We start from the raw sequence: 25,701 nt of genomic DNA, 5'->3' as shown, positions 1-25,701 counted from the left end.
TTAGAAAACCTAAAACCGAGCATAAGGATTCTGAAATATGACCCTGCCCGACATGCACTCTGCCGAACCTATTCCCGCTGCCGCCCGCGCCGAGATTGATCGGCTTCTGACCTCGGGTGACCTCTTCCGCTACACCGCACCGCAGGATGCGACGGTGTCGCTGCTCGAAGCCGAATTTGCCGAGATGATGGGCAGTAAGTTCGCGCTGGCCGTGTCGTCATGTTCAGCGGCGCTTTTCCTGTCGCTCAAGGCGCTGGACCTGCCGCGCGATGCGCGCGTTCTGATCCCGGGCTTTACCTTTGCGGCTGTCCCCTCCGCGGTTTTGCACGCGGACTGTTTGCCGGTGTTGTGCGAGGTGCGCGACGACTACCGCATCGACATCGACGACTTCGTGGCCAAGCTGCCCACTGTGCAGGCCGTCATCATCAGCCACATGCGCGGCCATACATCCGACATGGACGCGATCATGACGCTGTGCCGCGCCGCACATGTCCCGGTGATCGAGGATGCGGCCCATTCGCTTGGCACGCTGTGGAACGGTCACAAGATCGGGACGCTGGGCACGATCGGCTGCTTTTCCTTTCAGTCCTACAAGATGATCAACGCGGGCGAAGGCGGGATCATGATCACCGACGACGCGGACCTGGTGGCCCGCGCCATCATCATGTCCGGCGCCTACGAGCACAATTGGAAAAAGCACCCGGTGCTGCAGGACGCCTTTGCCACCCATCAGAACAAATGGCCCCTCTACAACCTGCGCATGTCGAACCTAAGCGCCGCCGTGATCCGCCCACAGCTGCCGCACCTTGCACAGCGCGTGGAAGATGGACGGCGCAACCACGACCACGTGGCGCGCCTGCTGCACCAAAGCCATCACATCCACGTACCGGCCCCGCTGCCAGGCGAGGTGCGCGCGCCGGATTCCATCCAGTTCAACCTGATCGACATGACAGACGAACAGGTGGACGCCTTTGTTGCCGCTGCGGGCGCGCAGGGGGTCAAGGTGCAGGTGTTTGGGGCCAGCACAGACAATGCCCGCGCGTTCTGGAACTGGCAGTTCATTCCGGATTTGCCCGACTTGCCACACACGCGGGCCATGCTGATGCGGGCCTGCGATGTGCGGTTGCCGGTGCATCTGCCGACAGACACGCTTGATGCAGTGGCGGACGTCTTGTGCGCGGCGGTGGCAAAAGCGACGGAACAGCGCGCCGCCTAAGGGCAAAATTCCTCATGTTGCCGAGTGGGCGTTGTGCAGCTGTTGCGCGGCGCCCGAGGCTGTTATCTGAGCTGTCGTTTCAAGCTTACTAAATCGTTATCGTTGCGTCATGCGCAAGCGTGCGCCCAGACGGGCGCGGATGATCGCCCAAGCGAAACGTGGCCTCTTGCATTCTTCGTTTTCAGTTCGGCGCGACCTTGCTACGTCTTTGGCTGTCAGCGTTCGCTGGCAAATATTAACGCGAAACAAGCACTTCAGGAGTTTTTCTACGCCGCAAGGCGCGCGTTTCGACGTGCAATTTTTGACATCGCCACCGCACCGGACTGACCCAATCTTTGCCATTGGCCACGGGCAATCCTGCGGCATGACCATTGTACTGTAAATAATTTCCGCCCGGTTTCACCGGGTTCTCTAGGCATGTCTGTTGCGCACGCCAAAGACGTTTCGCGTTCTTCCCCATGGCAGAACAGCGGTTTTGGGGTCACTGCAATTTGTCCGGACATATTTGAACCGGGCGCAACCCAGGAGCAAAAAAATGACGACGAGATTTTTGGAGTCCACCGACGAAGGACTGTTCTTTGAATTCGACAGAGGCCCATTTGTGATTGATCAAGATATCACAATTTCCAATGTACGAGGCACGCTGCCGGCAGCTCTGTCTGTTGAATCAGTCTTTAACGCGAACATCACCAATTTTGGCAGCGTTCAAGGCATCGGCACGGGCATACGTGCCAGCATGACCAACAGTGCTATTTTCAATGCGGGCGGCGACATCGAGGGGAGCGACGTTGGTATCGATTTGGCTGGTTCGGGAAACACGATCATCAATGCACGGTCATCTGGTATTCTGGGCACTATCGGCATTACCAGTGCTGGCTCTGAAAACATCATTCTAAATTCAGGCGAAATTTTCGGAGACTTCTCAAATGGGATTGGCATTTACGACGAAGGTGCAGACAATCTGATCATAAATGATGGTGCGATCGAGGCGCAAAAAGGTATTGTTGTTGCATCCGAAAATATCGAAATCATCAACCGAGGCAGTGTCTCCGGTGGTTTCACCGATGGCATCGGCATTGAATTCACACAAGACGCAGTTGGCGGCACTGTGCTCAATTACGAAACGATAACTGGTGGCAATATTTTCAATTCAATCGCCATCAAAGGCAACGACACAGCCCAAACAGTCATCAACAACGGCTCTATTATAGGCGACGTACTTCTTGAAGGTGGTGACGATTTCTTTGACGGACGAAATGGTATTCAACGCGGTGATATCCGCGGTGGAAGCGGCAATGACACCATGCTGGGTGGCGATCAAGACGACAGGATTTATGGTGACGATGGTGATGACTGGCTGTCCGGCAATGGCGGCGCAGACACAATAACAGGCGGCGATGGCAATGACACACTCTACGGTGGCGCCGGACGCTTTGACGATTTGCGCGGTGGAGCTGGCAATGACCTCTTGTTTGGCCAGGATGGCGTGGACCTGTTAACCGGCGGTGAGGGTAACGACACACTATTTGGTGGCAGCGGCGGTGACTCCCTTCGCGGCAATGCAGGCAATGATAGCCTCCACGGAGGCAGCGGTGACGATTTCCTGAGGGGTGGCGGCGGCGATGATACGCTCAATGGCGGCGGAGACGACGACAGGCTGGACGGCAACAACGATAACGATCATCTCTCCGGCGGAGCTGGCGACGACCGCCTCATCGGCGGAGCAGGCAACGACACCCTCATCGGCGGAGCAGGACGCGATGTTATGAGCGGAGGCACCGGACAAGACACTTTCGTCTTCAACAGCTTGAGTGACAGTGCCGTGAATCTTGCGCGAACTGACGTGATTTCGGACTTCCAGCGGGGTCAGGACAAACTCGACATAGACGGTCTCAGCGACGCGGGTATGTTCCAATTGGTCGACAGTTTCACTGGATCGTCTACGGCCGAGTTCCGTATCGTAGTCGTCGACGGGAACAATTCCCGAGTTCTCGTAGATGCAGACGGGGACGGGCGCGCGGACATCGGCTTTTTGGTGAATGGCGTCGCCAACCTGACGATCGACGACTTTATTCTGTGATAACAAGATGCAGGCACTCGGCGTTTCAATACGTCGGGTGCTTGCGGTTTCTATGACGCGCTAAAAAAGTGCCGGGCGCCGCACACGACGCGCGTATCCGTTGGATCTTTCACACCGGACGCGGACACGCGGTGGCCCGGGCCTCTTTGTATCTCAGGACAGCTTCGACAGCTTGTCCTGCAATTCCGCCAACTGTTTTTTGATCGCGTCCAGATCCTCGCCCTCGTCCTTTTCATCCGTTTCTGGCACGGGGCCGGACGCCCCCCATGCGGTGCCAAGCCCGCCTGTCATCGCCTTCATGAACGCTTCCTGCTGGGCTTGCATCATCTCGAAACCCGGCATCTTGGTCATGGGGTTCATCGCGGTCATGTTCTCCATCACCTTGCTTTGCCCGTCGCGCAGCATCTCGAATGATGCTTGCAGGAACTGCGGCACCACGGACGCCCCACCGCCCATGTAGCTGCGCACCAGATCGTTGAGCACATCGACCGGCAGCACGCTTTCGCCGCGGCTTTCGTGTTCGGCGATGATCTGGAGCAGGTATTGCCGCGTCAGGTCGTCCCCGGTCTTGAGGTCCACGATCTGCACCTCGCGCCCGTCGCGGATGAAACCCGAGATGTCCTCAAGCGTGACGTAGTCGCTGGTTTCGGTGTTGTAGAGCCGTCGGCTGGCATACCGCTTGATCAACAAAGGTGCTGGTTTTTCTGTCACGTGCCTGATCTCCCCGATGCCGCGTGCTGCATTGCAGCTTAGGCGGGGTGTGGACAAAAAGAAAGGGTGTGTGCAGATGCGGCAAATCAGGCGTTTTTGGCCGCCAAAACATACGCACTCGTCTGGCTGGACAGTGATGTGGCAATCGCCTCTTGCACTGGTGTCTCTCGAAAGCCAGGCAGGGCGGTCCGCAGCTTGGTGCCGTCAACCTGGTGTGGGCGGTGCCAGATATAGCGCATCTCGATCACTTCGCGCATCAGCGGCGACCACAGCCCCGTAACGCGCACCGCCCACCATGGCAGGCGCGACACGCGCATCGGTTTCCCGATGACCTGCTCAACCACCGCGATGAGATCGTCGCCGGTCAACGCATAGCCACCAAAGCCAAACTCCTCGTATCCTTCGAAATCTTGGCGCCGCTCGGCAAGGCCGACCATGGCCCGAGCCATGTCAGGCAGGTAAGCCCAGGCGTGGATCAGGTTGCGCGGGCCGGGATAGGTCAGCTTCCCCTGCCCCGCCTTCGGCGCGATGTGGCTTTCGAACCAGTTGCCGGAGGCCCGGGTATCAAGGAAGTCTCCGCCGCGCAGCACGATGGTGCGTACGCCGCTGTCGCGGTAGGCCTGCTCCATACGGATGCGAATTCCGCCTTTCCGCGTATTGGCGACCCAAGGCGTGTCTTCCCGCAGGACCGGCGGCATCTCACGCCCGTAATTGTAGATGTTGCCGGGGATCATCACTGTCGCGCACGATGCGCGGGCTGCAGCGATGACCGCTTGCGTCACGCGCGGCACGGTTTCGGCCCACTGATGATACGGCGGGTGGACCGCATTTACGATCACATCCTGACCCGCGCAGGCCGAAACGACGGCGGCGGTGTCGGTGGCGTCAACCTCCACACAATCCGCACCGCTCAGCCCGCGCCCGGCACGGGTCACGTGCCACCCCGCTTCTGAGAACGCGTGAACCGCCGCGCGTCCAAACCGGCCTTTCGCCCCCAAAACAATGACAGATGACATGGTAAAAACCCTTTGTTCGTTGATCTGCCTTCTATCTAAGGCAAATATTTTCAAATATGATGCGCCTCAATTCGAAACCCTTCATGCAGAAATGAATAGATGGCCGAACCCGACTGGTCCCAGATCCAATCCTTTGCGGCTGTCGCCGAACACGGCTCGCTTTCGGCGGCCGCCCGCGCGCAGGACAGCAGCCAGCCGACCCTGAGCCGACATATCGCCCAGCTTGAGGCTACGCTGGGTGCGCGTCTCTTTGACCGCTCAAGCGGTGGCATGGTGCTGACGGATGATGGGGCCGACTTACTCGTCCATGCCACCGCGATGGCGGATGCGGCCGCGCGATTTGACATGACGCGGGATGGGCATGGCTCTGACATTGCGGGCACGGTTCGGCTGACGGCCAGCCATGTGGTGGCCAACTTCATCCTGCCGCCCATCCTTATGGAGTTGCACGACGCCTATCCGGCGATCCAGATCGAGGTCGTCGCGTCAGACAGCACCGAAAACCTGCTCAGGCGGGAGGCCGACATCGCCTTGCGCATGTACCGGCCCACGCAACCCGATGTGATCGCGCGGCATATCACCGATCTGCCGCTGGGGGCCTATGCAACGCCCGCCTACATCGCGAAACACGGGGCACCGGAGCGGCTGGAGGATCTGAGGCATCACACCATTATCGGGTACGACCGCAGCACCCTTATCATCGACGGGTTTGCGGCACTGGGGCTGAAGGTCGGGCGCGACTTTTTCGCCTTTCGCAGCGATGATCAGGTGCTGTGCTGGCATATGGTGATTGCAGGCTATGGGATTGGGTTTGCGCAAGTGCGGGTGGGCGACGCAGATCCACGCGTCGTCCGGGTGTCGCGGGACGGGGACGCGGGCAGCATGCCGCTTTGGTTGACGGCGCATCCCGATCTGCGGCGCATTCCGCGTGTGCGGCGGGTGTATGATTGGCTGGCGAACGCGCTGTCAGCCTGAACCCACGTGCTGCTGCATCATGTCAAGTACGGGCAAGAACAACGGGTGCAGTCGGTCCCGCGCGTCATAGACGTCGATCCAGAAGACATCAAAGACGAGACCCGTCTCATCGCCTCCTCCGGTTGGTGCGTGCTGCCACGCTTCCTCTGTTCCGACCGGCGCCTCTGCAACAAAGACGTGCCACAGCGCGGGCGGCGTTGGGCAGGACCATGTGCCAAGCGCGTGCAACGGGCCTTGCAACGCAAGCCCAACTTCCTCAAACACCTCCCGCCTTGCCGCTGTCGCGGGTGTTTCGTCAAACTCCACCGTGCCCTTGGGCAATTGAACACCCGCTTGCGGATGGCGAAAGACCAGGATGCCCGAACCTCGACGGATGAAAACGATCGACTTTTTCACGGCGACGCTGCTGACCATATCAGTGCCTTGCATGACGGCCAAAAAAGAAAAAGGCGGGCCAAGTGTGGCCCGCCAAAGTCATCGCATCTTTCAGGGAGGAAAGTTGATGCGATATCTCGGTGTGCGATTTACTTCGCAGCAGCAGCTTTCTTGGCCGCGGCGGTCATGTCGCCGGTGGCTTTCTTGACGACTGCTTGCGCGTCTTCGCTCATGTCCTTGCCTGCAGCCATCATCAGCTCGACAGTGTCCATCTGCACTTTCTTGGCAACTTCGGCGAAGGCGGCCATGTGCTCGGCTGTCACTTCGGCGTAGGACGACGCGAAGTCGGTCATCGCCTTGGCGTAGTCGGCAGGCTCTGCCTTGGCTTTGGACATGTCGCCCAGTTTCGCCAGAGTTTCCTTGGTCCACTTGGACGAGATTTCGGTCGACTTTTCAGCCGCATCAATCGCCACGTGGCTCAGTTTTTCGTTCAGCGTGGATGCCGTTTTGAATGCGTCTTCCATTGCTGCGGTGTCGACGGGGAATGCGCCCATCATGTCTTTGAACATCGCGGTCATGTCTTGTGCTTGCTTAGCCATTGTCTTCAATCCTCTTGCGCTCGGCCGGGCCATCCCGGTGTTTCTGCGTCTGCAAAAGATATACATGCTGCAGTGCAGCAAATCAAGCCTTATGCTGCACTGCAGCAAAAAAAATTTCCGTAGCGGAAAGCGGCTGTAAATTCAGGGCCTTGCCTTGACCGTGACGTAGGTCCCGGGTGCATCCCCCAGCACAGGGTGCGAAGAATCACCCGGCGCGCGTGCCTTGACCATCGCACCCCCGCGCTTTTTAAGCCAAGCGCCCCAGCGCGGCCACCAGGACCCTTCGGTGAAGTCTGCGCTGGCCTGCCAGTCCACGTGATCAAGCGTAAGATCCGGGTTCGTATAGTGCCCGTACTTGTTCTTGGTGGGCGGGTTCACGATGCCGGCGATATGGCCCGATTGGGTCATGATGAAGGTCTTGTCTTTGGACCCCATATGCTGAATGCCGCGGTAGCTGTCCTTCCAGGGCGCGATATGGTCCGTCTCACATGCGATGGCGCAAAGGGGCACGTCGATGTCCGACAATTTGAGCGTGTGCCCCAGCAGATCAAACCCGCCCTCGGCCAATTCGTTACGCTGGCACAGACCCCGCAGGTACTGCATCGCCATCTTCTCAGGCAGGTTCGCCCCGTCCCCGTTCCAATAGAGAAGGTCAAAGGCGGGCGGCGTCTCTCCCATCATGTAGCTTTTGATGGCGGGGGTGTAGACGAGGTCGTTGGACCGCAGGAACGTAAAGGTCCGCGCCATGATGACCGACGGCAGGATCCCCTTGTCGGCGCATTCGGCTTCGATCCCGTCGATGAAGTCGTCGGTGAGGAAAGGCGTGAACTCGCCCTGATCACCGAAATCGGTGAGCGCGGTAAAGAAGGTCGCCGACTTGATCGACTTGTCCTTGCGCTGCTTGAGCAGGCTGAGGGTCAGCGACAGGGTCGTGCCCGCGATGCAGTAGCCAATGGCATTGACCTGGGTTTGGCCGGTGATCGCCTTGGCCTCGCGGATCGCGGCGATATACCCTTCCTCGACATAATGCTCGAGCCCCACATCGGCATAGGCCGCATCAGGGTTCACCCAGGACACCACGAACAGCGTGTGCCCCTGATCCAAGACCCACTTCACCAGACTGTTCTGCTGTTTCAGATCAAGGATGTAGAACTTGTTGATCCAGGGCGGGAAGAGGACGACGGGGGTCTTGTGCACCTTTTCAGTGGTAGGCGTGTACTGGATCAGCTCCATCATGCGGTTGCGATAGATCACCTTGCCCGGCGTGGTGGCGATGTTGCCGCCCAACTCGAACGCCTTGTCATCGGCCAGCTTTACGACCAGCTCGCCATTGTTGGCCTCGAGGTCCGAAATCAGGTTCTCCAACCCGTCGATCAGGCTTTGCCCTTCGGTCGCGACTGCCTTTTCCAGAGCATCCGGGTTGGTGGCTAGAAAATTGGTGGGCGCCATCATGTCCACGATCTGGCGCGAGAAATAGGCCAGGCGCTGCTTTTCGACCGGTGCCAGCTCCGACACGTCCTCGACCGCCTGCGCGATGGCATCTGCGTTGATCAGGTACTGCTGCTTGACATAGTTGAAATAGGGGTGCGTGTCCCAGAGCGGGTTGGCAAAACGGCGATCTTTCGGGCCGGGATCTGCGGGCGCCTGCAGCTTGCCCTGTGCCAGTGCCTGCTGCGCTTCGACGAAATGGGTCACGGATTTGGACCAGAACTGCAACTGATGCTCAAGCACCTTGGCGGGGTCACGGAACGCTTCGGACCAATAGGCGGTAGCGGCCTTCTGGAACAGCTCCTGATTCGGGCCGTCCAGGGCCGCGTTGTGCGTGCTGCGGTGCGTCAAAACCTGCGTGAGTCGCTGCGTCAGCTCCTCAACTTTTCGGAGATTAGTGTTCAATTTGTCGAGGTTTTCGCCTGTGACAGCACCATCGGTTGTGTCGTTGGTTGTCATGTTAAGGTCTTCCCCGTAGTCTTCGCACATGCAGCATCTGTGCCTGTCGCACAGCCGCCGCCTATGTATGGTCGCATGTTTCAGGGGGCAAAGCGACAAACCGTCCGATGCGGGAGTGCTTACCCGCCCCTAGAGTGAAGGAGAGCGCCATGCGCTACATGATGAACTACGATCTCATGGAGACCGTCCGGAACACCAACCAGTGGCTGGGCGCAACCGCGCGTGCCATTGGCGCCTACCCTGCCTTTGCCGCCCTGCCCAACCCCGCCCTGCAGGTCATGTCGGCCTGGGGTGAGGTGACGGAACGTACCTTTGAACGCATGGTGGCCAAGCCCGACTGGGGCATCCGCACCTTCACCTGCGAAGACGGCCGCGACCATCTGGTCAGTATCGAAAAGGTCGTTGAAAAGTCGTTCGGCGACCTGATCCACTTCAATGTCTCTGGGCGCAAGACGCAGCCCCGCAAAATCCTGCTGGTCGCACCGATGTCGGGCCATTACGCCACCCTGCTCCGCTCGACCGTCAAATCGCTGCTGGTCAATTGCGAGGTCTACATCACCGACTGGCACAACGCGCGAGACATTCCTGTCAGCGCGGGCAAATTCGATGTGGAGGATTACACACTCTACCTCGTGGACTTTATGCGGGAAATGGGCCCCGACACACATGTGATCGCCGTCTGCCAACCCGCGCCGCTGACACTGGCGGCCACCGCCTATCTGGCGGAGGAAGACCCCAAGGCGCAGCCAGCCTCGCTCACCCTGATCGGCGGGCCAATCGACCCCGATGCAACCCCCACGGACGTGACCGATTTTGGCCGCCGCGTCACGATGGGTCAGCTTGAGGAAATGATGATCCAGCGCGTCGGCTTCAAATATCCGGGCGTCGGGCGCATGGTCTATCCGGGCCTTTTGCAGCTGGCGTCGTTTATGTCGATGAATGCGGAAAAGCACTCAAAAGCGTTCACCGACCAGATCAGCCGCGCGGCCCGTGGCGAGGCCAGCGATCACGACAAACACAACCGCTTCTATGACGAGTATCTTGCCGTGATGGACATGACGGCCGAGTTCTACCTTTCGACTGTCGAGCGCATCTTCAAGCGCGGAGAGATTGCCAAGAACGTCTTTACCGTGAACGGCAAGCAGATCGACATCGGCAAGATCACGACCGTCGCGGTCAAGACGGTCGAGGGGGCGAATGACGACATCTCTGCCCCAGGGCAGTGCGTTGCGGCGCTTGACCTGTGCACCGGCCTGCCGGACGACAAAAAGGCGAGCCATGTCGAGCCGGGCGCCGGTCACTACGGCATCTTCGCGGGCAAGAGTTGGCGCAACAACATCCGGCCGCTTGTGCTGGAGTTCATCGACGCCAACTCCCCCCCGCAGCCAGGCAAGAAAGCCGCAAACAAGAACAAGGCCGCGTAAGCTATGGCAGGCGTGGATCTTCCCTTCGCCTGCGACTGCGGAAAACTTCGGGGGACGCTTCTGGGCGTATCCCCCACGAATGGCACTCGCATTGAATGCTACTGCCATGATTGCCGCGCCACGGAACTCTATGCCGGTCAGCCCGACCCGGCACCGGGCGGCGTGCAGCTTTACCAAACGGTGCCGGACCGCGTGCGCTTTGATGCGGGCGAAGATCAACTGGCGGTCTTTTCGCTGTCCGACCAGGGGCTCTTGCGCTGGCAGGCCCGCTGCTGCGGTGCAATCTTGTTCAACACGGCACGTAAGCCAAAGATCGCTTTCGCATCTTTCCGCACAGACCGGTTGGCGGATGACAGCCCTCTCGGCCCGATCAAGGCGCGTGCCTTTGTTCGCAAGCCGAACGGCAAACGGGGGCATGAAGGCGGGCTGAAGTTCCTCGCCGGGTTTGTCGGGCGGGCACTGCCGAGGTTGCTGACCGGGCGATGGAAGCAGACACCGTTTTTCACCTCCGACGGACAGCCGGTGCGGGACATCCACGTTGTGACCGAGGCGGAACGCACCTCACTCTACCCCTCAAGCACGTAGCCAAAAGCGCATCATTGCCTTGACGCAGCGCCCTGGCGTGCGCCAACATTCCCGCTATTAGTTAATTTTTTTGAGGCGCGATATGGGCAGGCACCTGATCCTCGCGGTACATGGCATTGGTGAACAGAAGCCTGGTGACACGGTCGATGCCATTGTAGGTGCCGCGACAACCGATCTGGTGGATGGCAACAGCAAGGACGATCCCAGAGCCCGCAGGACCAACGGACCTGTCGATGTCTACCGGGACCTGATCGAGCTTCCGGAACGGGAATTCGACGGCACCCCGCGCAACGCCAGGCTGTTTCCGGTGAACCTGCGCCGGGTGCGGCCTGCCCAAAGCGATGACAGCGACAACGAAACCGTCTTTGCCGAGGTGTTCTGGGCCGACAAATCGCCCGCGCCGCAGGGGTTTTTCCGCACCGCATTCGACCTGCTTAGCGTGATCCTGGGCCTTGGTTACATCGGCATGGACAATGTTGAAAATACCCGTACGAAATCTTCAATCGCACTGTTTCACGGGTTCACATGGGCGTTTTATGGGCTGGTGGCACCCCTGAACGCGATCCTGTTGATCGGCGCAATGCTCTTGCTGATCGACACGACAGGGCTGCAGATTGGCGTGCATATCCCGACGGCGGCCACCTTGCTGGCGCAGGGTCTGATCGCGCTGGCCATCTCCGCGTTGATCTGGGCGGTGGCGCGGATGAGTTATCTGATCCAGATCTTCACCCTTGGGCTGGCGGCGTTCGGGGCGCTGATCGTTCTTATCTGGCTCGGCTATCAATGGCCGGCGATGGCGTGGGTAGCGGATGGGATCGAAACCGCGCACGCTTCGGTTATGTCGCTGCTCTGGGGCACCAACACCCCGCTGTGCGCGCCGCCCCCGGAAGACCTGGACGCGTTTCGTTTGCGCGCGGACCCGAACGGAACGCTCGAATGTTTTGTAACCTACACAGTCAAAGCGCTTGAGGCGTCTTGGTTTCTGACCATCAGCCTTGGCTTTGCCGTTCTTGTCAGCAGTTGGGTGCTGCCCCGGTCATTGAGCAGACCAGCAAACGAACAATCCGACACGCTCTACCCTGCCATCGTGGGCGCCATGATCATGTTCTGGATGACATTCACATCATCCTTCTGGCTGTTGTTCACAAGCCTGGTGGCGCGGCTCAGCACCGTCCGCGGTCACCCCGCCGACACACCCATACACAAGGCGCACCTGCCCGAAGGCTTCCTTCACGGTATTTTCGACCGTCAGTTCGGCGACGCGCAAGACACGCTGGGCCTGTCGATCTACGCGATGGGGATCTTTCTGCTCGCGGGCTTTGCGTTGGTCATCTTGCGGCGGTTCAGCCATTGGTGGCTGCGCAAACCCGATCCATCGCCGTGGATCAGCCGGGTCATCCTGCACCCCTTCCTGTCCTTTTTCCTGAAGCTGTTTGTGGTTGCCGTCTTTGCATTGGCCGTTGCGCTGTTTCTGGACCAGCAGTTCGACCTGGCCGTCATGGCGGAAGGCACCTATGCTCGTTACGCGATGGACCTCGTGGCTTTTAATGAGGCGCGCAACGGCGCCATCGGCGCCATCGCTCTGGGCCTTGGCGTGTTGATATACAATTTCCCGTCGTTGGTGGCCGGGGCATTGGGCGTGGTCCGCGATATCGTGTCCTACGCTGTTCAGGAGCGCTGCATCTGCCGTGTGAAACCGGGCAAGTACCGCGCCAATTTCATCCTGCGCAACGACATAAACCGGCGGTTCACCAAAGTGCTGCACTACACGCTCCAAGCGATGACGCCGTCCCGCATCACCGTCATCTCGCATTCGCAGGGGACGGTGATCGCCACCCAGATGCTGCAAAGCGGGCGCGTACATGACCTGCTTGAAAAGTACGACAATCCGCCCATCACGCTGATCACCATGGGTTCGCCCGTCACGCAGGTCTATCGCCACTATTTTCCGCAGGCATTCAAAGTGTCGACCGACAAAATGCCGGATGGTCTGGTATGGCACAACATCTACCGGATCGACGACTACGTCGGCACGCGCATCGACTTGGACACGGGTGTGCGCAAGAACCATGACGTCAATGCGGCCGGCCACCTTGGCTATTTCACTGATTACGAGGTGTGGACCCGCCTGTGGGAGGATGTTGAATTCAAACTGTTCAACACGCCCCCGAGGACGCAAGCAGAACCGGCAGACTAAAGGGGCGGCACATTTTTTCCCCGCGGGGACAAACGCGCCTTATCGCAGGATCAAAGGCTGTTTCAGCCAGTCCCTCAGGGCCTGCGTCGTCTCTGCCGGGGCTTCGAGCGTGGGCAGGTGCCCGGCATCATCGAGCACCTTGAGTTCGGCGCCGGGAATCAGTTCGGCCATGAACGTGTGGCGTTTGACCGGGCACAGCGCATCATGCGCACCGCACATGACAAGTGTTGGTACTTTGCACTTGCGCAGGGTGCCCTGCTGGTCCCGTCGACGTTGCAGCGCGCGGGACTGGCGCACGAACACATCGGGGCCCAGAGCGTCCGCCATGTCCATGACCAGATCTAGGATTTCATTCACATATGGACCCGGAGCCAGGTAGTTCGGTTTCATCTCGTCCCGCATCACCTCGCGCATCTGGCCCGTGCGCACCTTGACGATCTGCGGTTCGCGCGCGGCGGCCACTTGGGGTGTTTCAGCCAGCGGGTTCGTGTCCATCAGCGCCAGCCGCGTGACCCTGTCGGGCGCGCGGCGCAAAAGTTCCATCGCGACGATCCCGCCCATCGACAGGCCTGCGAGGGCGAAGCGTTGCGGCAATTCATCGAGCAACCCGCTTGCGATCTCTTCGATGCGTTCGCCGCGGGTGACGGGTGCGACCATCACCGAAAACTCGGAGGACAGTTCGGCGATCTGCGGGCCAAAGAGCCGCGCGTCGCACATCATTCCGGGAAGAAAAACAAGGGGTTCAGCCATGCCCCTGCCCTGTCAGTCTCGTCATTCGCTGCCTGCCGTTTTTTGTCGTTTACTTTTTGTTAACCATGGCCCGGCACGGCGAGAGCGACAAGCCCTGTCGGGTCTCAGCTTTTGATTTGATCCCAGAACAGCGCCAGGTGGCGGCTGACAATCTCGTTATAGCGATCCGATTGCTTAAGTCGCGCAAGACCTGCGTTGAAGCGGTAGAGATGCGCGGTCCCCCGCCAATGCTTTTTCGAGATGAGCACATGAAGCCCTTCGATGGACACGGGCCGGGAGAGTGGTGCGACCTGATCCGTCAGGTCCAGTTCGAACATCTTCTGCACGCCCAGGAACTCGTTCAGCGCGACCGCGTCCACGTCACCCGCGACCAGCATGTTGAAACAGTCGTCCGGCGTGGCGGGTTGTTTCAGCGTCACCAGCCCATCGGTCAGCCAGCGACGGTCAGCACGGTCCAGATCATGGGTGAAATACCCCGCCGGACGGCACAGCGTCTTGCCGTGCAGGTCGCTGTCCTGCTCGAATGTCAGCGGATCGTCGCTGCGGGCGAAAAGCAGGATCACCAGATCGACCAGCGGGTCGGAGAAATGGAAATGCGCGCAGCGCTCGTTCGACGGGTTGCCCGCGCAGTCCGGTTTGAACCAGGGGAAACCCATGTCGAACTCTTTGCTGTCGAGCATGGGGAAGAGGTGCTTGGACCAGTCATTTTCCCATTCGATGGAGTATGTCAGCGGGTTCGGCGTCGCCTCGAACGCCGCGTTGACCAGTTCGGTGAGCATCCCCTGCCCGGGCCAGTCCAGATCGGTGAACGGGGCGTAGTTCGAGGCGGTGACGAGTTTGATCTCGGCTTCAGCCCTTTGCTGGAGCGGCTTCGGGTCCGCCTGCACTGCGGGCGCTGGCGCTTCGGGTTGGGTTGCCAAATTCGGGCAAGGGATCGACAGCACGGCGCCCGCCGGCAGGTCGAGCAGGCTGCCGCCCTGAATATCTGGGTTGTTGTAGAAGATGAGCGACCAGCGCGACAGGTCGCCAAGTTGCTCTTCGGCAATGGAAAAGAGCGTGTCGCCGGGGGCCACCACCACGGACGGCGCGCAGGCCATGGCCGCCGAGCCCAAGCCGAGCGACAGGGCGGAAGCGACCGCAAGCCTACTCAGCGACATCAGAACGCGGCCCAGATCTTGGACATGTGCCGGTCGATGATCTGCTGGTATTCGCCCGACAGCTTGATCGCGTCGAGCCCGCCGTTGATCGTGGACAAGAGCGCGTCGGCCTGCGGGTGATCCTTGTGGACCAGCACGTGCAAGCCTTCGATCGAGATGGGACGGCCTTGCACCACCTCGACCTGATCCTTCAGCCCCAGATCCTTGATCGCGGCGCGGCCCGTGAACTCGTTCATGGCGACGGCGTCCACCTCGCCCGCGACCAGCATGTCAAAGCAGCCCTTGACCGTTTGCGGCTGTTTCAGCGTGATCTTGGCATCGCTGATCCAGCGCCGGTCGGCGCGGTCCAGGTCGTGGGTGAAGTAGCCTGCGGGACGGCACAGCGTGCGCCCCTCAATATCACTGTCCTGGGCAAAGGGGATGGGCCGCGTCTTGTCCACGAACAGCAGGATCAGCATCTCGAACATGGGGTCGGAGAAGTGGAAATTCGTGCAGCGGTAATTGTCGGGCGAACCTGCGCAATCGGGTTTGTACCAGGGAAAGGCCATGTCCATCATGGCGTTGCTCATCAGCGGGTCGAGATGCGAGGACCAGTCGTTGACCCAATGTACGCGGTAGTTGTTCGCCGATTGCGAGCTTTGCATGGCGGTGCGCACCACGTCGGTGATCAGGCCCTCATTTTCAAGCGTCTGGTCGGTAAAGGGGGCGAAGTCGCCAGCGGTGACGATGTTGATCGACTGTTCAAGTCTGCGGCGCGTCGGGGTGGCTGCGGTTTGGATCGTTGGTGTCGCCAACCCGGCGCCACCGGGCAAACCGACAGGCAGGCCGTCGATGCAGCCCAAGCGCAGTTGCATCCCCACGCGCAGGGCGTTGGGGTTCTCGCCGATGACCGACAGGTTGTTGCGATGCACTTCGGTCCATGTGGCGGCGTTCTTGTACTGCCGGTCAGCGATCAGAGACAGGCTGTCACCGCGCTTGACCGTATAAAACCCGCCGCAGGCCTGGGCCGCTACGGTGGTCGCAGATGCCGCCAGTACCAGTGCCGCCGCCCCCAAGAATCGTTTCATTGCCCGTTCCCCCAGGTTCTGTTGCGGTGCAAAATCCCTTATTTTGCTGGGCTGCGTCAACCAACAAACCAGATATTGTGGGGACGTATAGCTGTTGACAGTGTACGGATCGCAACCACCGCATCAGGGGTAGGCGATTCCCCGGAAGGGTGGGAAATCTTTGTATCTTGCTTGGCGCAGTTCTAACGGTTCGTTGGGTTCTTTCCCCCTGCGCAGAAGCAGTCCCTTGGGCGCGATGTAGCTGCCGATCATGCGTTGCGGCTGCGGGCGCCAATCGAGGTTTAAGGCGCAGAGCTTGGGGAAGAACCACATGCCGGAATACGGCAGGTGATCGTGGATCCACCACGCGAGGTCCCGCCAGTCGCGACCCAGTTCGTATTGGTCCGTGAACCATGGTATCGCCAGTGATGTGCCCGCGATAGCGCGGTCCCCATCGGCCCAATCCCAGATGTGGCATTCGATGGGATTGTCGTTGCGGGCGCAGTTCAGCTTGTTGTCGTTGCCGTATTGGTTGAGTTCGGGCGAGCGGTAGCCGGAGCGGATGGCAAGCCGTCCGAACGTGTCTTCCAGCGGGTCGAGCAGTTGGGTGCAGAGCTGTGTGCCGTTGGCGATGGCGAGATCCGGATCGCGCGGCAGGTTCTGGATCTGGTGGTAGTTCCCGATTTCGGAATAGAGGAAGTCGCGCATATAGAAGTGTTTGGACAGGCGCACGCGGCCTAGGTTTTCGAGGCTCCACATGCTGCCGGGGCGTCGCATCACATGATCCCCTCGATCCAGTCGAGCATGCCCTCGACCGCCGTTTCCGTCTGCCCCGGAGACAGAATGTCGCCCACGACAACATGGCTTTCGATGTCGTCTTGTGCCGTCATCACCGGGTGGACCGTTTTGGTTGGCGCGCCCCATTTGGCCGCGATGGCCTTGGTCCGGTCCGAGAGGACGATGTTGTCATTTTCCGCATACCAGAAGAGCGCCTGGACAGTTTGCTTGGCATGATCAAGCGCGTGGACCCGGTCGATCAAGGGCACCATCGGCATGACCGCGACGCTGGGGTAGTCCAACGTCCAGAAGGCCGCGTGCCGGTCGCTGCGTGCGACGAAGGTGCGGCGTTTGCCACCGATCCAGGGCAGCCAATGCCGGGCCAGCGGCCATTTGAGAAGCGGTGCCAGAGGGTTATTGATGCCGTAGTTTGGAGCCACGAAGATGAAGCCTGCGACGCCCTGCATCACCTGCGCGTTCTGGGACAGCGCGGTCACGATAGTGCCACCTGTCGAGGTGCTGATGACGATGATCTTGTCGCCCACTGCGCGTGCCGCCGTCAACGCTTCGCTAACATCTTCGGTCCAGGCGTCGGCTGTTGCTTCGGCCATGACATCGGGGTGGCGGCCATGCCCGGCCAGCCGGGTGAAGACGAGGTTGGCGCCCAAGGCCGTTGCGATGCGGTCGGGGACGGGGCGAATTTCTTCGGATGTGGCGGAAAAGCCGTGGATGTAGACGACGACCCAGTCGGTGCGTGCGCCGGGGTCGGACGCCCAGATGACCCGCTTTTCGGTGCCGGGTTTGATGTCGGGGAAGCGGGCTTCGGCTTCGGCAAAGTAGGCGTCGATGTCCGGGCCGATAGATGCAGGGTCAAAGGGCATGGTCGGCTCCGAGCAGCGCGCGGGCGCGGGGGCGGTAGATAAGCAGAAGGCCGAAGATGGACAGGGCCATGATCAGCGCAGGCAGCAGCGTGATAGACACCCTCAGGGCACCAACGGCGGCGTCGGTTTGATCCGTCACCCCTTCGGTCGTTTCCTGCCAGCCATAAGCAGACAGCACAAGCCCCAGGAACAGCGGTGCGATGGCGTTGGCGACCTTTTGGCCAAAGATCCAGATGGCGGAGAAGGCGCCCTCGATCGCGGCACCCGTTTCGCGCCGCGTCACGTCCATGAGGTCGGGGAACATGGCCCACGGGATCTGTTGATATGCGCCGTTGGTCATGCCCGCCAGAACGAACATGCCCGCCATAACCGTCGCACTGGTGCTGGGCAGGAAGGTGTAGAGCGTTGTCAGAAGCGCGATGTAGAGGGCAAGGCCAAGGACAAGGGCGAACAGTTTACCCAGACGGCCCGAGACCAGTACCCAGATGGCCTGGCTGAGGATCGCACCCACCACGAAGGCGGCAAAGAGGAGGGACAGCATCGACAGCGCTTGGGCTGCGGCGCTCAGCATCGTGTCACCCGTGTCTTGCACCAGATACAGTGCGGCGAACGGCAGTCCGGCGGTGATTGTGGCGACGGCCAGTGTCATCACGCCGTAGAGCACCACAAGCGTCGCGAAGGCGGGGTTCGACAGAACGAGGCGGAGGGACGCCAGCAGGCCGACCTCGCTGCGGTGCGTGATCCGGGGGGCCTTGCGCGTGAACCAGACCGACGCCCAGATCGGCAGCACCATCAGCGGGGCCGCGATCATCATGGCGCCGTCATAGCCGTTGCCTTGGGCCAGGCCGGGGATGAGTGCGCCGCCGATCAGGATGCCGATGGAGGCAAAGGCCATGCGCCAGCCTGTCATGGCAGAGCGTTCGCGGGGGTCCTGAGTCATCTCGCCCGCCGTGGCGCCGTAGGGGATCACCACCATGGTAAAGCCGATGGTTGCAACGACAAAGAACGCAGCCACCCAAAGCGCGCCGGAAGTGCCGACGCTGGGTGACATGAACATTGCGACGGTTCCAGCCGTCATCACCACAGCGCCGATGATCATCCAGGGTGCGCGGCGGCCCCAGCGGGTTTGCGTGTTGTCTGACAGGTAGCCGACCAGAGGGTCGGTGATGATGTCGAAGGCGAGGATGCCGGTGGTGATCATCCCAGCGATGCCCACAGGCACCCCGAGAACCGAGGTGAGAAAGGCCAGAACAAGCAGTTGCTTGACCACGACAAAGACTACGATGCCCATGTCGGCCAGGCCCCAGCCCGCCTTTTGCCCGCGCGACAGCGCCATATCGTCCCCTCCCATGGTCCCGTGCGCGCCACCTTGTCCAAATTCATCGTCAGCGCCAATAAAACGCAACGTCACCTTGGCAGGGCGCTCACCTCCTCCACCGCCTGTTCGATCAAGCTCAGGCAGGTGTCGTCGGAAAAGCGGTGGTCAGCATCCTTGACGAGGGTGAGCCGCATGTCGCGGCTGTCGGCGTGGTTCAGCAGACGCATGGCGGTTTCGGTCGTGACGGCAGTGTCCGCAGTGCCTTGCAGGCAACGGACCGGGAATGGCAGCGATAGTGGATCGCGCAGGACCAGGTTGTTGCGCCCGTCTTCGATCAGGCGCTTGGTGATAATGTAGGGCTCCATGTAATCTGAGGGCATGGCGATTTGGCCGTTGGCCTCAAGCTCGGCCTTTTGCGCGTCCGTAAAGCTGGCCAAATAGCCGTCCTCGGTAAAGTCGGGAGCTGCGGCGATGGTGACAAGGCCCGCCAATCGGTCGGGATAAGCGCGAGCATAAAGAAGCGATTGCCAGCCCCCCATGGAACTGCCCACGACGATCAGCTTGCCGGTTGTGAGCGTGTTCAGGGCATGGGCCGTATCCTCGGCCCAGTCGCCAATGCACCCTTCTTCGAATGTGCCGGAGCTTTGCCCATGACCGGAATAATCGAAGCGCAGGAACGCGCGACCCTGAGCGCGGCACCACGCTTCGAGGTGGATCGCCTTTGTCCCTTCCATGTCGGATTTTAGCCCGCCGAGGAACACGACGCACGGCCCCACCCCGTCAGTCCGGTGATAGGCCAGCCGCCGTCCCTGTGGTGTGTCGAGAAAATCCGGTCCGCTCATTTCCGCCCTCCTGCGTTTTGGCGGATCATCCCCGTGGCAGTGATAACTGTCCATCCCGACCTCGGCGATTTTTATACGTTACCATATTATCACGTGACTAATTATTCACATATAGAGAACACATGGATGATCTGTTCAAAGCCTTGTCAGACCCCGCCCGCCGCAAACTGCTGGACAGCTTGCGCGACTGCGACGGTCAGACCCTGCAAGAGTTGCAGGGTTTGCTCGACATGACCCGCTTCGGCGTCATGAAGCATCTGGGTGTCTTGGAAGAAGCCGGGCTGATCACCACGAAAAAGGTGGGGCGCTTCAAGCACCACTACCTCAACGCCCTGCCCCTGCAGGAAGCGATTGACCGCTGGATCGACCCGTACCGGGTCAAACCTGCGGCACGAGCGGTATTGAACCTCAAAGCTCAGCTTGAAGACGAAGGAGACCCCGAGATGTCAAAACCCGATTTCGTGATGGAGACGTATATCAAAACCACGCAGGACCGGCTGTGGAATGTGCTGCTGGATGAAGATGCGGTGCCGCATTACCACTTCATCTGCAGCAAGGCGACGCGCAATGGTGATGCGATCACAATGCACTTTCCCGACGGCTCACCCATGCTGACCAACCGATTGCTGTCGTCGGACCCCAAAAGCCGTCAGGAATGGACGTTCGAGCCGCATTGGGACCCGACCGCCGATATCCCGGCCAGCCGCGTGATTTACCTGCTGAAGCCGGAAGGTGACTTCATTCGTCTGACCATCGAACATTACGAACTTGGCGAGCCGGCCGTACCGGGCGAGGGCGTGGCAGATGGCTGGGTCCGCTGGGCGGCGGGCCTGAAGACCTGGCTTGAGACCGGTGAAGACGCGCATATCGGTCCGATGGACCGGGCGGAGGCGTGAGACATGGCAACTGAACTTGTTATTCTTGGGCTGCTGGCCTTGATGGGTGCGTCCCTTTGGATTCCTTATATCATCGGGGTGAACACGGCCCCTCAAGGATCGATTCCCGCCGACGCGCCTGATGGTTTTGTGATTCCACCAGATCCCACTCTGCAACGCCCTTGGGTGCGTCGTGCGTATCGGGCGCATCTGAACCTGCTGGAGCAGTCGGTACCCTTTGCAATTCTCGTGCTGCTCGTGGACCGGGTGGACGGGTTTTCGGCTCTGACTCTATGGGCCAGCGTCGCGTTTCTGGTGCTTCGGATCGCCCATGCGGTTGGCTACATCACCGCCACTGCCCGATTTCCGGGCCGCCCGCTGATCTTTACCGGCGGCTGGGTGTGTTGCCTGTTGATGGGTTGGGCTCTTTTTGCGGCTTGACGCCGGCCCGCGCCCTTGACGGGCGCGGGTTTGCCGGTTTGAGTGCAGGCATGAGAAACGGCATGGCGCATCTCTATTACTATGGCACGCATTCCCTGCGTGCTTTTGGTGTGCCTGCTTAGACCACCCAAAGCCGCGTTCGAGCGGCTGTTTCCCTGCCTTCCCGAACGCGGCGCGTTCAAGAGGAGACGGCGGAGATGCCCATCAAGATACGAAAGATGACCGAAGCGGACGTGCCGCAAGTCGTAACCATGATCAAGGGGCTGGCCGCCTGCCACGACGACGTGCCCAACATCGGCGCGGACATACTGGCCCGCGATGCGTTGGGCGAGCGCCCTTGGATGACGGTTCTCGTCGCTGATGGTGGGTCGCAGCTGGTGGGCTATGCGGCGCTGTTGCCCATGGCGCAGCTGCAATTCGGCGTGCGCGGCATGGACATGCACCACCTTTTTGTCGCCCGGGATGCGCGCGGAAACGGTGTTGGCGCGGCGCTGCTGCAAGGCTGTCGGGACGAGTGCAGATCGCAGGTCTGCGGGTTTATGACCGTTGGGACGCATCCCGACAATCACAAGGCAATGCGGTTCTACGAGCGTAGCGGGTTCCTGCGCCGCAGTGGGTCAGGCCCGCGATTTAGCCTACGGCTGGAGTAAAACTTGCCGCATGTCGACAAGCTGAGAAGTGCAAACCACTTTTCAGCGAAACGCCTTATCCGCCGACATAGGGCCCTTTGGCGGGGCGGTAGAACGTCTTTTGATTGTGCAGCCGCCCCAGCAGATCGTGGATCTGACGGACGTTGTCGTTTGCGGCTTTCGACGCAAGATCGTCATTGATAGCTGCGTTCTTGGACGCGCGCAGCGCATCCTCGATCAGGTCCAGGTCTTCAACGGACAGTTCAAACGTCTTGTTGTACTTGGGCACTGCGCGTTCCTCTCGCGATCAGAAGTTTCCGATAGTGAACACATTTGTAATTAAAGATTCGTCAGCGCACGTCCAGTGCAAAAGGTCGGTTTCCGTCTGGTTTTTGTCGTTTTTTCGGCATGCCTTTGTATGCTGCATTGAAGCTGCCTCAATATGCACCATAACCGGGCTATGACCCCGCCCCGTTTGCTGATCCCCATCCTGTCTGCCTGCAACTTCCTGATCGGGGTTGGCGGGTTCGTGATTGTGGGCCTGCTGGAACCGCTGGGCGCGGATTTCGGGATCACGCCGGCCTCGGCTGGCACGCTGATGACAGCCTACGCCCTTGGATACGCCTTGCTGTCGCCGGTACTGGTCTCCCTGACAGGCGCGGTGGGACGACGGCGCGTGATGGCGTTCGGCTTGTCCCTGTTTCTCGTTGCGGCGTTGCTTTCGGCACTGGCGCCCAACATGGTGGTGCTCAGCATCGCCCGTGTGATGGCGGCCGCCGGTGCAGGGATGTTCACGCCGGTCGCGGCCGCAGTGGCCGCAGCGCTTTATCCGGTCGAGATGCGGGCCCGCGTGCTGGCGGCTGTGTTCTTTGGCCTGACACTTGCGCAGGTCGTGGGCGTGCCTGCGGGCAGCTGGATCGCCTACACCTTTGGCTGGCGGTGGGCGTTCTGGGTGGTTGTCGCGCTCGCCTTGCCCGCCCTCGCCCTCATCTGGACCTTTGTCCCCAAGGGGCTGAGCTTTCAGCCCGTGTCCCTGCGCGACCTTGGCGGCGTGCTGCGCAACGGGCGGATGATGCTGGCGGTGCTGTTCACCGGGACGTTTCTTGGGGCGATTTACGTCCTCTACACCTATATCGCACCGCTGCTGAGCCAGACGATGGGATATGGCCGCGATGGGGTGACGCTGGTGCTGGCCATCTTTGGTGTGGGAGCTGTGATTGGCAACATCGCGGGCGGGATTCTGGCCGACCGGATCGGCTGGGCGCGCACGCTGATCCTGCTGTGTCTGTTGCAGATGACGGTCATGCCGCTCTTTTCCGTGCTGCCGCAGCCTGATCTGGTGTTGATGCTGATTGCCCTTTTGTGGGCCACGTCCGGGTGGGCGTTCATGGCCGGGCAACAGATGCGGCTGATCGGCCTGGCCGGGCCGCAGGCACCGGTGGTGCTGGCGCTGAATGCGGCGGCGATCTATGTGGGTGCTGCATTCGGATCTGCCGTCGGCGCGTGGGTCATCGACAGCTTTGGCATCATCTATGTGGGTCTGGCGGCCGGGATCGGATCGGCGTTGGCGCTTTTGCACCTCACCCTGTCGATCAAACGCAGCCCGACGCCACAGATCGCTTGACGCAAGGCCCCTGCCCTGTCACATCGCCGATACACATACCCTAGCAACCGGGCGTTCCGTGGGCGCCAAACTGACGAGGATGCCGATATGGCCAAAGATCAGCACCAGATTTCCCTTACTTTTCCCGACGGCAATGCACGCGATTACAACGCTGGCGTGACCCCTGCTGCCGTGGCAGAGAGCATTTCCAAGAGCCTGTCCAAGAAGGCGATCAGCGCCACCGTGGACGGCCAGCACTGGGACCTGCAATGGCCCATCGATGGCGATGCGCAGATTGCGATCCACACCATGCAGGACGAGGCGCAGGCCAACGAGCTGGTGCGCCATGACCTCGCTCACATCATGGCCCGCGCCGTGCAGGAGATCTGGCCCGACACCAAGGTCACCATCGGCCCGGTGATCGACAACGGCTGGTATTACGACTTTGACCGGGCTGAGCCATTCACCCCCGAAGACCTCGGCCTGATCGAAAAGAAGATGAAGGAAATCATCAACAAGCGCGATCCCGTCCGGACCGAGGTGTGGGACCGCGATGTGGCGATCAAGTATTACGAGGACCGGGGCGAACCCTACAAGGTCGAACTGATCGAGAGCATTCCGGGCGACGAGCCGCTGCGGATGTATTGGCATGGCGACTGGCAGGACCTGTGCCGTGGACCGCATTTGCAGCACACCGGACAGGTGCCGGGTGACGCGTTCAAGCTGATGTCCATCGCGGGCGCCTATTGGCGCGGCGATTCCAACCGCGCCATGCTGCAACGCATCTACGGCGTGGCCTTTACCGGCAAGGAAAAGCTGCGCGCGCATCTGAACATGCTGGAAGAGGCTGCAAAACGCGACCACCGGAAGCTGGGCCGCGAGATGAACCTGTTCCACATGCAGGAAGAGGCGCCGGGCCAGGTGTTCTGGCACCCCAATGGCTGGACCATCTACACCGAGTTGCAGGACTACATGCGCCGCAAGCAACATGCAGGCGGCTACGTTGAGGTGAACACGCCGCAGGTCGTGAACCGCAACTTGTGGGAAAAGTCCGGGCACTGGGAAAAGTACCAGGAAAACATGTTCATCGTCGAGGTCGAGGAGGAGCACGCCAAGGAAAAGGCGGTCAATGCGCTCAAGCCGATGAACTGCCCCTGCCACGTGGAAATCTTCAAGCACGGGCTGAAATCCTACCGTGACCTGCCCCTGCGCATGGCCGAGTTCGGGTCTTGCGCGCGGTACGAGCCGTCGGGCGCCTTGCACGGGATCATGCGCGTGCGCGGCTTTGCGCAGGACGACGGTCACATCTTTGCCGAAGAGGATCAGATCGGCAGCGAATGCGCGCGCTTTATCGCCTTCCTGACCGAGATTTACGAGGACCTGGGGTTTGCCAGCTTCTCGGTCAAGTTCTCGGACCGGCCAGAGACGCGCGCCGGATCGGATGAGGTTTGGGACAAGGCCGAAGAGGCGCTGCTGACCGCCACGCGTGCCGCTGGGGTCGAACCGGAGCTGAACCCCGGTGAGGGGGCCTTCTATGGCCCGAAGCTGGAATTTGTGCTGACCGATGCCATTGGGCGTGACTGGCAGTGCGGCACGTTCCAGGTGGATTTCGTGCTGCCCGAACGGCTGGATGCGACTTACATCGGCGCGGACGGGGCCAAGCACCGGCCCGTCATGCTGCACCGCGCTTGCCTTGGGTCGTTCGAGCGCTTCATCGGCATTCTGATCGAGGAACACGCGGGCAAGCTGCCGTTCTGGCTGGCGCCGCGCCAAGTTGTTGTGGCCTCCATCACCTCGGAAGCGGATGCGTATGTCGGCGAGGTCGTCGAGACCCTGCGCGCCGCTGGTGTCCGGGTCGAGGCCGACATGCGGAATGAAAAGATCAACTACAAGGTCCGCGAGCATTCGGTCGGCAAGGTCCCTGTCATCCTGGCCGTCGGTGCGCGCGAGGTTGAGGAAAAAACCGTGTCCGTCCGGCGCCTTGGCGAGAAGCAGACCAGCGTGCAAGCGTTGGCCGATGTCGCGGCGCAACTTGGGGTCGAAGCGACACCGCCGGACCGCCGCTAAGCGCCGGTTTTTGCAACATAAGGCGATACGACCTGCAACAATGTGCCGGAATCCCCGCGGATTCCGGCCCTTCTTCTGACATCTGATAACGGGTCTGTGACACACCGCCTCGTGAGTGGTAAGTTGTCGCGAAGCCGTCTTATGTATGGCTCACGAACGCACAGAAACCGATATCCGAAAGGGAAGTTGA

General features: G+C 60.6%; 24 protein-coding genes. 11 read left to right on the top strand and 13 right to left on the bottom strand.

Going from position 1 to position 25,701, the window contains the following annotated elements; translation table 11 throughout:
• The first annotated feature begins 37 nt into the window (after nt 1-37).
• Nucleotides 38-1,216 (top strand): DegT/DnrJ/EryC1/StrS family aminotransferase, encoded by a 1,179-nt coding sequence (locus BWR18_RS04605; RefSeq protein WP_076626913.1) that lies wholly within the window; start codon nt 38-40, stop codon nt 1,214-1,216.
• A 535-nt stretch (nt 1,217-1,751) separates the two neighbouring features.
• Nucleotides 1,752-3,296: a calcium-binding protein gene (locus BWR18_RS04600; protein WP_076626912.1), complete on the top strand. Its 1,545-nt coding sequence runs from the start codon at nt 1,752-1,754 to the stop codon at nt 3,294-3,296.
• A 153-nt stretch (nt 3,297-3,449) separates the two neighbouring features.
• On the opposite strand, the gene phaR is transcribed toward BWR18_RS04600, so the two are convergent.
• Together phaR and BWR18_RS04590 are read right to left on the bottom strand one after the other, a co-directional pair.
• Nucleotides 3,450-4,007 (bottom strand): polyhydroxyalkanoate synthesis repressor PhaR, encoded by a 558-nt coding sequence (gene phaR, locus BWR18_RS04595; RefSeq protein ID WP_076626911.1) that lies wholly within the window; start codon nt 4,005-4,007, stop codon nt 3,450-3,452.
• Nucleotides 4,008-4,093: 86 nt separating this feature from the next.
• On the bottom strand, nt 4,094-5,023 hold the full coding sequence (locus tag BWR18_RS04590; protein ID WP_076626910.1) for an NAD(P)H-binding protein: 930 nt from the start codon (nt 5,021-5,023) through the stop codon (nt 4,094-4,096).
• Nucleotides 5,024-5,122: 99 nt separating this feature from the next.
• Between BWR18_RS04590 and BWR18_RS04585 the strand changes: the two genes are divergently transcribed.
• A complete protein-coding gene (locus tag BWR18_RS04585; RefSeq protein ID WP_076626909.1) occupies nt 5,123-5,998 on the top strand; it encodes a LysR family transcriptional regulator in 876 nt (291 codons plus the stop codon).
• Here BWR18_RS04585 and BWR18_RS21365 read toward each other — a convergent pair.
• The 3 genes from BWR18_RS21365 to BWR18_RS04570 all read right to left on the bottom strand — a co-directional run bounded on the left by BWR18_RS21365 (nt 5,990) and on the right by BWR18_RS04570 (nt 8,919).
• Nucleotides 5,990-6,427, bottom strand: a complete 438-nt coding sequence (locus BWR18_RS21365) for an NUDIX domain-containing protein (RefSeq protein WP_157598652.1) — start codon at nt 6,425-6,427, stop codon at nt 5,990-5,992. The two genes, BWR18_RS04585 and BWR18_RS21365, sit on opposite strands and share 9 nt — an antisense overlap.
• A 95-nt stretch (nt 6,428-6,522) precedes the next feature.
• The gene (locus BWR18_RS04575; protein WP_076626908.1) at nt 6,523-6,972 is read right to left on the bottom strand and encodes a phasin family protein; all 450 of its coding nucleotides are present in this window, start codon (nt 6,970-6,972) and stop codon (nt 6,523-6,525) included.
• Nucleotides 6,973-7,113: 141 nt separating this feature from the next.
• Nucleotides 7,114-8,919: a PHA/PHB synthase family protein gene (locus BWR18_RS04570; protein WP_076630124.1), complete on the bottom strand. Its 1,806-nt coding sequence runs from the start codon at nt 8,917-8,919 to the stop codon at nt 7,114-7,116.
• 149 nt (nt 8,920-9,068) lie between these two features.
• Between BWR18_RS04570 and phaZ the strand changes: the two genes are divergently transcribed.
• The 3 genes from phaZ (at nt 9,069) to BWR18_RS04555 (ending at nt 13,125) form a co-directional block, all read left to right on the top strand.
• Nucleotides 9,069-10,343, top strand: coding sequence for a polyhydroxyalkanoate depolymerase (phaZ, locus tag BWR18_RS04565; protein WP_076626907.1), 1,275 nt, complete (start codon nt 9,069-9,071; stop codon nt 10,341-10,343).
• Between the two features lie 3 nt (nt 10,344-10,346).
• Entirely contained in the window at nt 10,347-10,928 is a 582-nt protein-coding gene (locus tag BWR18_RS04560) for a DUF6151 family protein (RefSeq protein ID WP_076626906.1), read from the top strand.
• A gap of 82 nt (nt 10,929-11,010) precedes the next feature.
• Complete coding sequence (locus BWR18_RS04555) at nt 11,011-13,125, top strand: hypothetical protein (RefSeq protein WP_076626905.1); 2,115 nt, start codon at nt 11,011-11,013, stop codon at nt 13,123-13,125.
• A 39-nt stretch (nt 13,126-13,164) separates the two neighbouring features.
• Here BWR18_RS04555 and BWR18_RS04550 read toward each other — a convergent pair whose 3' ends face one another.
• The 7 genes from BWR18_RS04550 to BWR18_RS04520 all read right to left on the bottom strand — a co-directional run bounded on the left by BWR18_RS04550 (nt 13,165) and on the right by BWR18_RS04520 (nt 19,896).
• Nucleotides 13,165-13,875: an alpha/beta fold hydrolase gene (locus BWR18_RS04550; RefSeq protein ID WP_076626904.1), complete on the bottom strand. Its 711-nt coding sequence runs from the start codon at nt 13,873-13,875 to the stop codon at nt 13,165-13,167.
• Between the two features lie 104 nt (nt 13,876-13,979).
• Entirely contained in the window at nt 13,980-15,032 is a 1,053-nt protein-coding gene (locus BWR18_RS04545; RefSeq protein ID WP_076626903.1) for a transporter substrate-binding domain-containing protein, read from the bottom strand.
• The gene (locus BWR18_RS04540) at nt 15,032-16,099 is read right to left on the bottom strand and encodes a transporter substrate-binding domain-containing protein (RefSeq protein WP_076626902.1); all 1,068 of its coding nucleotides are present in this window, start codon (nt 16,097-16,099) and stop codon (nt 15,032-15,034) included. Before BWR18_RS04540 ends, BWR18_RS04545 begins: the two co-directional genes overlap by 1 nt.
• A gap of 123 nt (nt 16,100-16,222) precedes the next feature.
• The gene (locus BWR18_RS04535; protein WP_076630123.1) at nt 16,223-16,837 is read right to left on the bottom strand and encodes a hypothetical protein; all 615 of its coding nucleotides are present in this window, start codon (nt 16,835-16,837) and stop codon (nt 16,223-16,225) included.
• Nucleotides 16,838-16,854: 17 nt separating this feature from the next.
• Nucleotides 16,855-17,736: an alpha/beta hydrolase gene (locus BWR18_RS04530; protein ID WP_076626901.1), complete on the bottom strand. Its 882-nt coding sequence runs from the start codon at nt 17,734-17,736 to the stop codon at nt 16,855-16,857.
• Nucleotides 17,726-19,087 carry an MFS transporter gene (locus BWR18_RS04525; protein ID WP_254684931.1) on the bottom strand — a complete coding sequence of 454 codons (1,362 nt, stop codon included), beginning with the start codon at nt 19,085-19,087 and terminating at the stop codon, nt 17,726-17,728. Before BWR18_RS04525 ends, BWR18_RS04530 begins: the two co-directional genes overlap by 11 nt.
• A gap of 56 nt (nt 19,088-19,143) precedes the next feature.
• Complete coding sequence (locus tag BWR18_RS04520) at nt 19,144-19,896, bottom strand: alpha/beta fold hydrolase (RefSeq protein ID WP_076626900.1); 753 nt, start codon at nt 19,894-19,896, stop codon at nt 19,144-19,146.
• A 122-nt stretch (nt 19,897-20,018) separates the two neighbouring features.
• On the opposite strand from BWR18_RS04520, the gene BWR18_RS04515 reads away from it, so the two are divergent.
• The 3 genes from BWR18_RS04515 to BWR18_RS04505 all read left to right on the top strand — a co-directional run bounded on the left by BWR18_RS04515 (nt 20,019) and on the right by BWR18_RS04505 (nt 21,862).
• Entirely contained in the window at nt 20,019-20,792 is a 774-nt protein-coding gene (locus BWR18_RS04515) for an ArsR/SmtB family transcription factor (RefSeq protein ID WP_076626899.1), read from the top strand.
• 3 nt (nt 20,793-20,795) lie between these two features.
• Complete coding sequence (locus tag BWR18_RS04510; RefSeq protein ID WP_076626898.1) at nt 20,796-21,212, top strand: MAPEG family protein; 417 nt, start codon at nt 20,796-20,798, stop codon at nt 21,210-21,212.
• Between the two features lie 197 nt (nt 21,213-21,409).
• Nucleotides 21,410-21,862: a GNAT family N-acetyltransferase gene (locus tag BWR18_RS04505; RefSeq protein ID WP_076626897.1), complete on the top strand. Its 453-nt coding sequence runs from the start codon at nt 21,410-21,412 to the stop codon at nt 21,860-21,862.
• A 55-nt stretch (nt 21,863-21,917) separates the two neighbouring features.
• On the opposite strand, the gene BWR18_RS04500 is transcribed toward BWR18_RS04505, so the two are convergent.
• A complete protein-coding gene (locus BWR18_RS04500; RefSeq protein ID WP_076626896.1) occupies nt 21,918-22,130 on the bottom strand; it encodes a hypothetical protein in 213 nt (70 codons plus the stop codon).
• 171 nt (nt 22,131-22,301) lie between these two features.
• Between BWR18_RS04500 and BWR18_RS04495 the strand changes: the two genes are divergently transcribed.
• Complete coding sequence (locus tag BWR18_RS04495) at nt 22,302-23,465, top strand: MFS transporter (protein WP_076626895.1); 1,164 nt, start codon at nt 22,302-22,304, stop codon at nt 23,463-23,465.
• A gap of 87 nt (nt 23,466-23,552) precedes the next feature.
• Nucleotides 23,553-25,511 carry a threonine--tRNA ligase gene (thrS, locus tag BWR18_RS04490; protein WP_076626894.1) on the top strand — a complete coding sequence of 653 codons (1,959 nt, stop codon included), beginning with the start codon at nt 23,553-23,555 and terminating at the stop codon, nt 25,509-25,511.
• Nucleotides 25,512-25,701 lie beyond the last annotated feature (190 nt).

It is taken from the genome of Tateyamaria omphalii, from assembly GCF_001969365.1.
Lineage (GTDB): Bacteria > Pseudomonadota > Alphaproteobacteria > Rhodobacterales > Rhodobacteraceae > Tateyamaria > Tateyamaria omphalii_A.
This window is presented reverse-complemented; position numbering and strand designations above follow the sequence as displayed.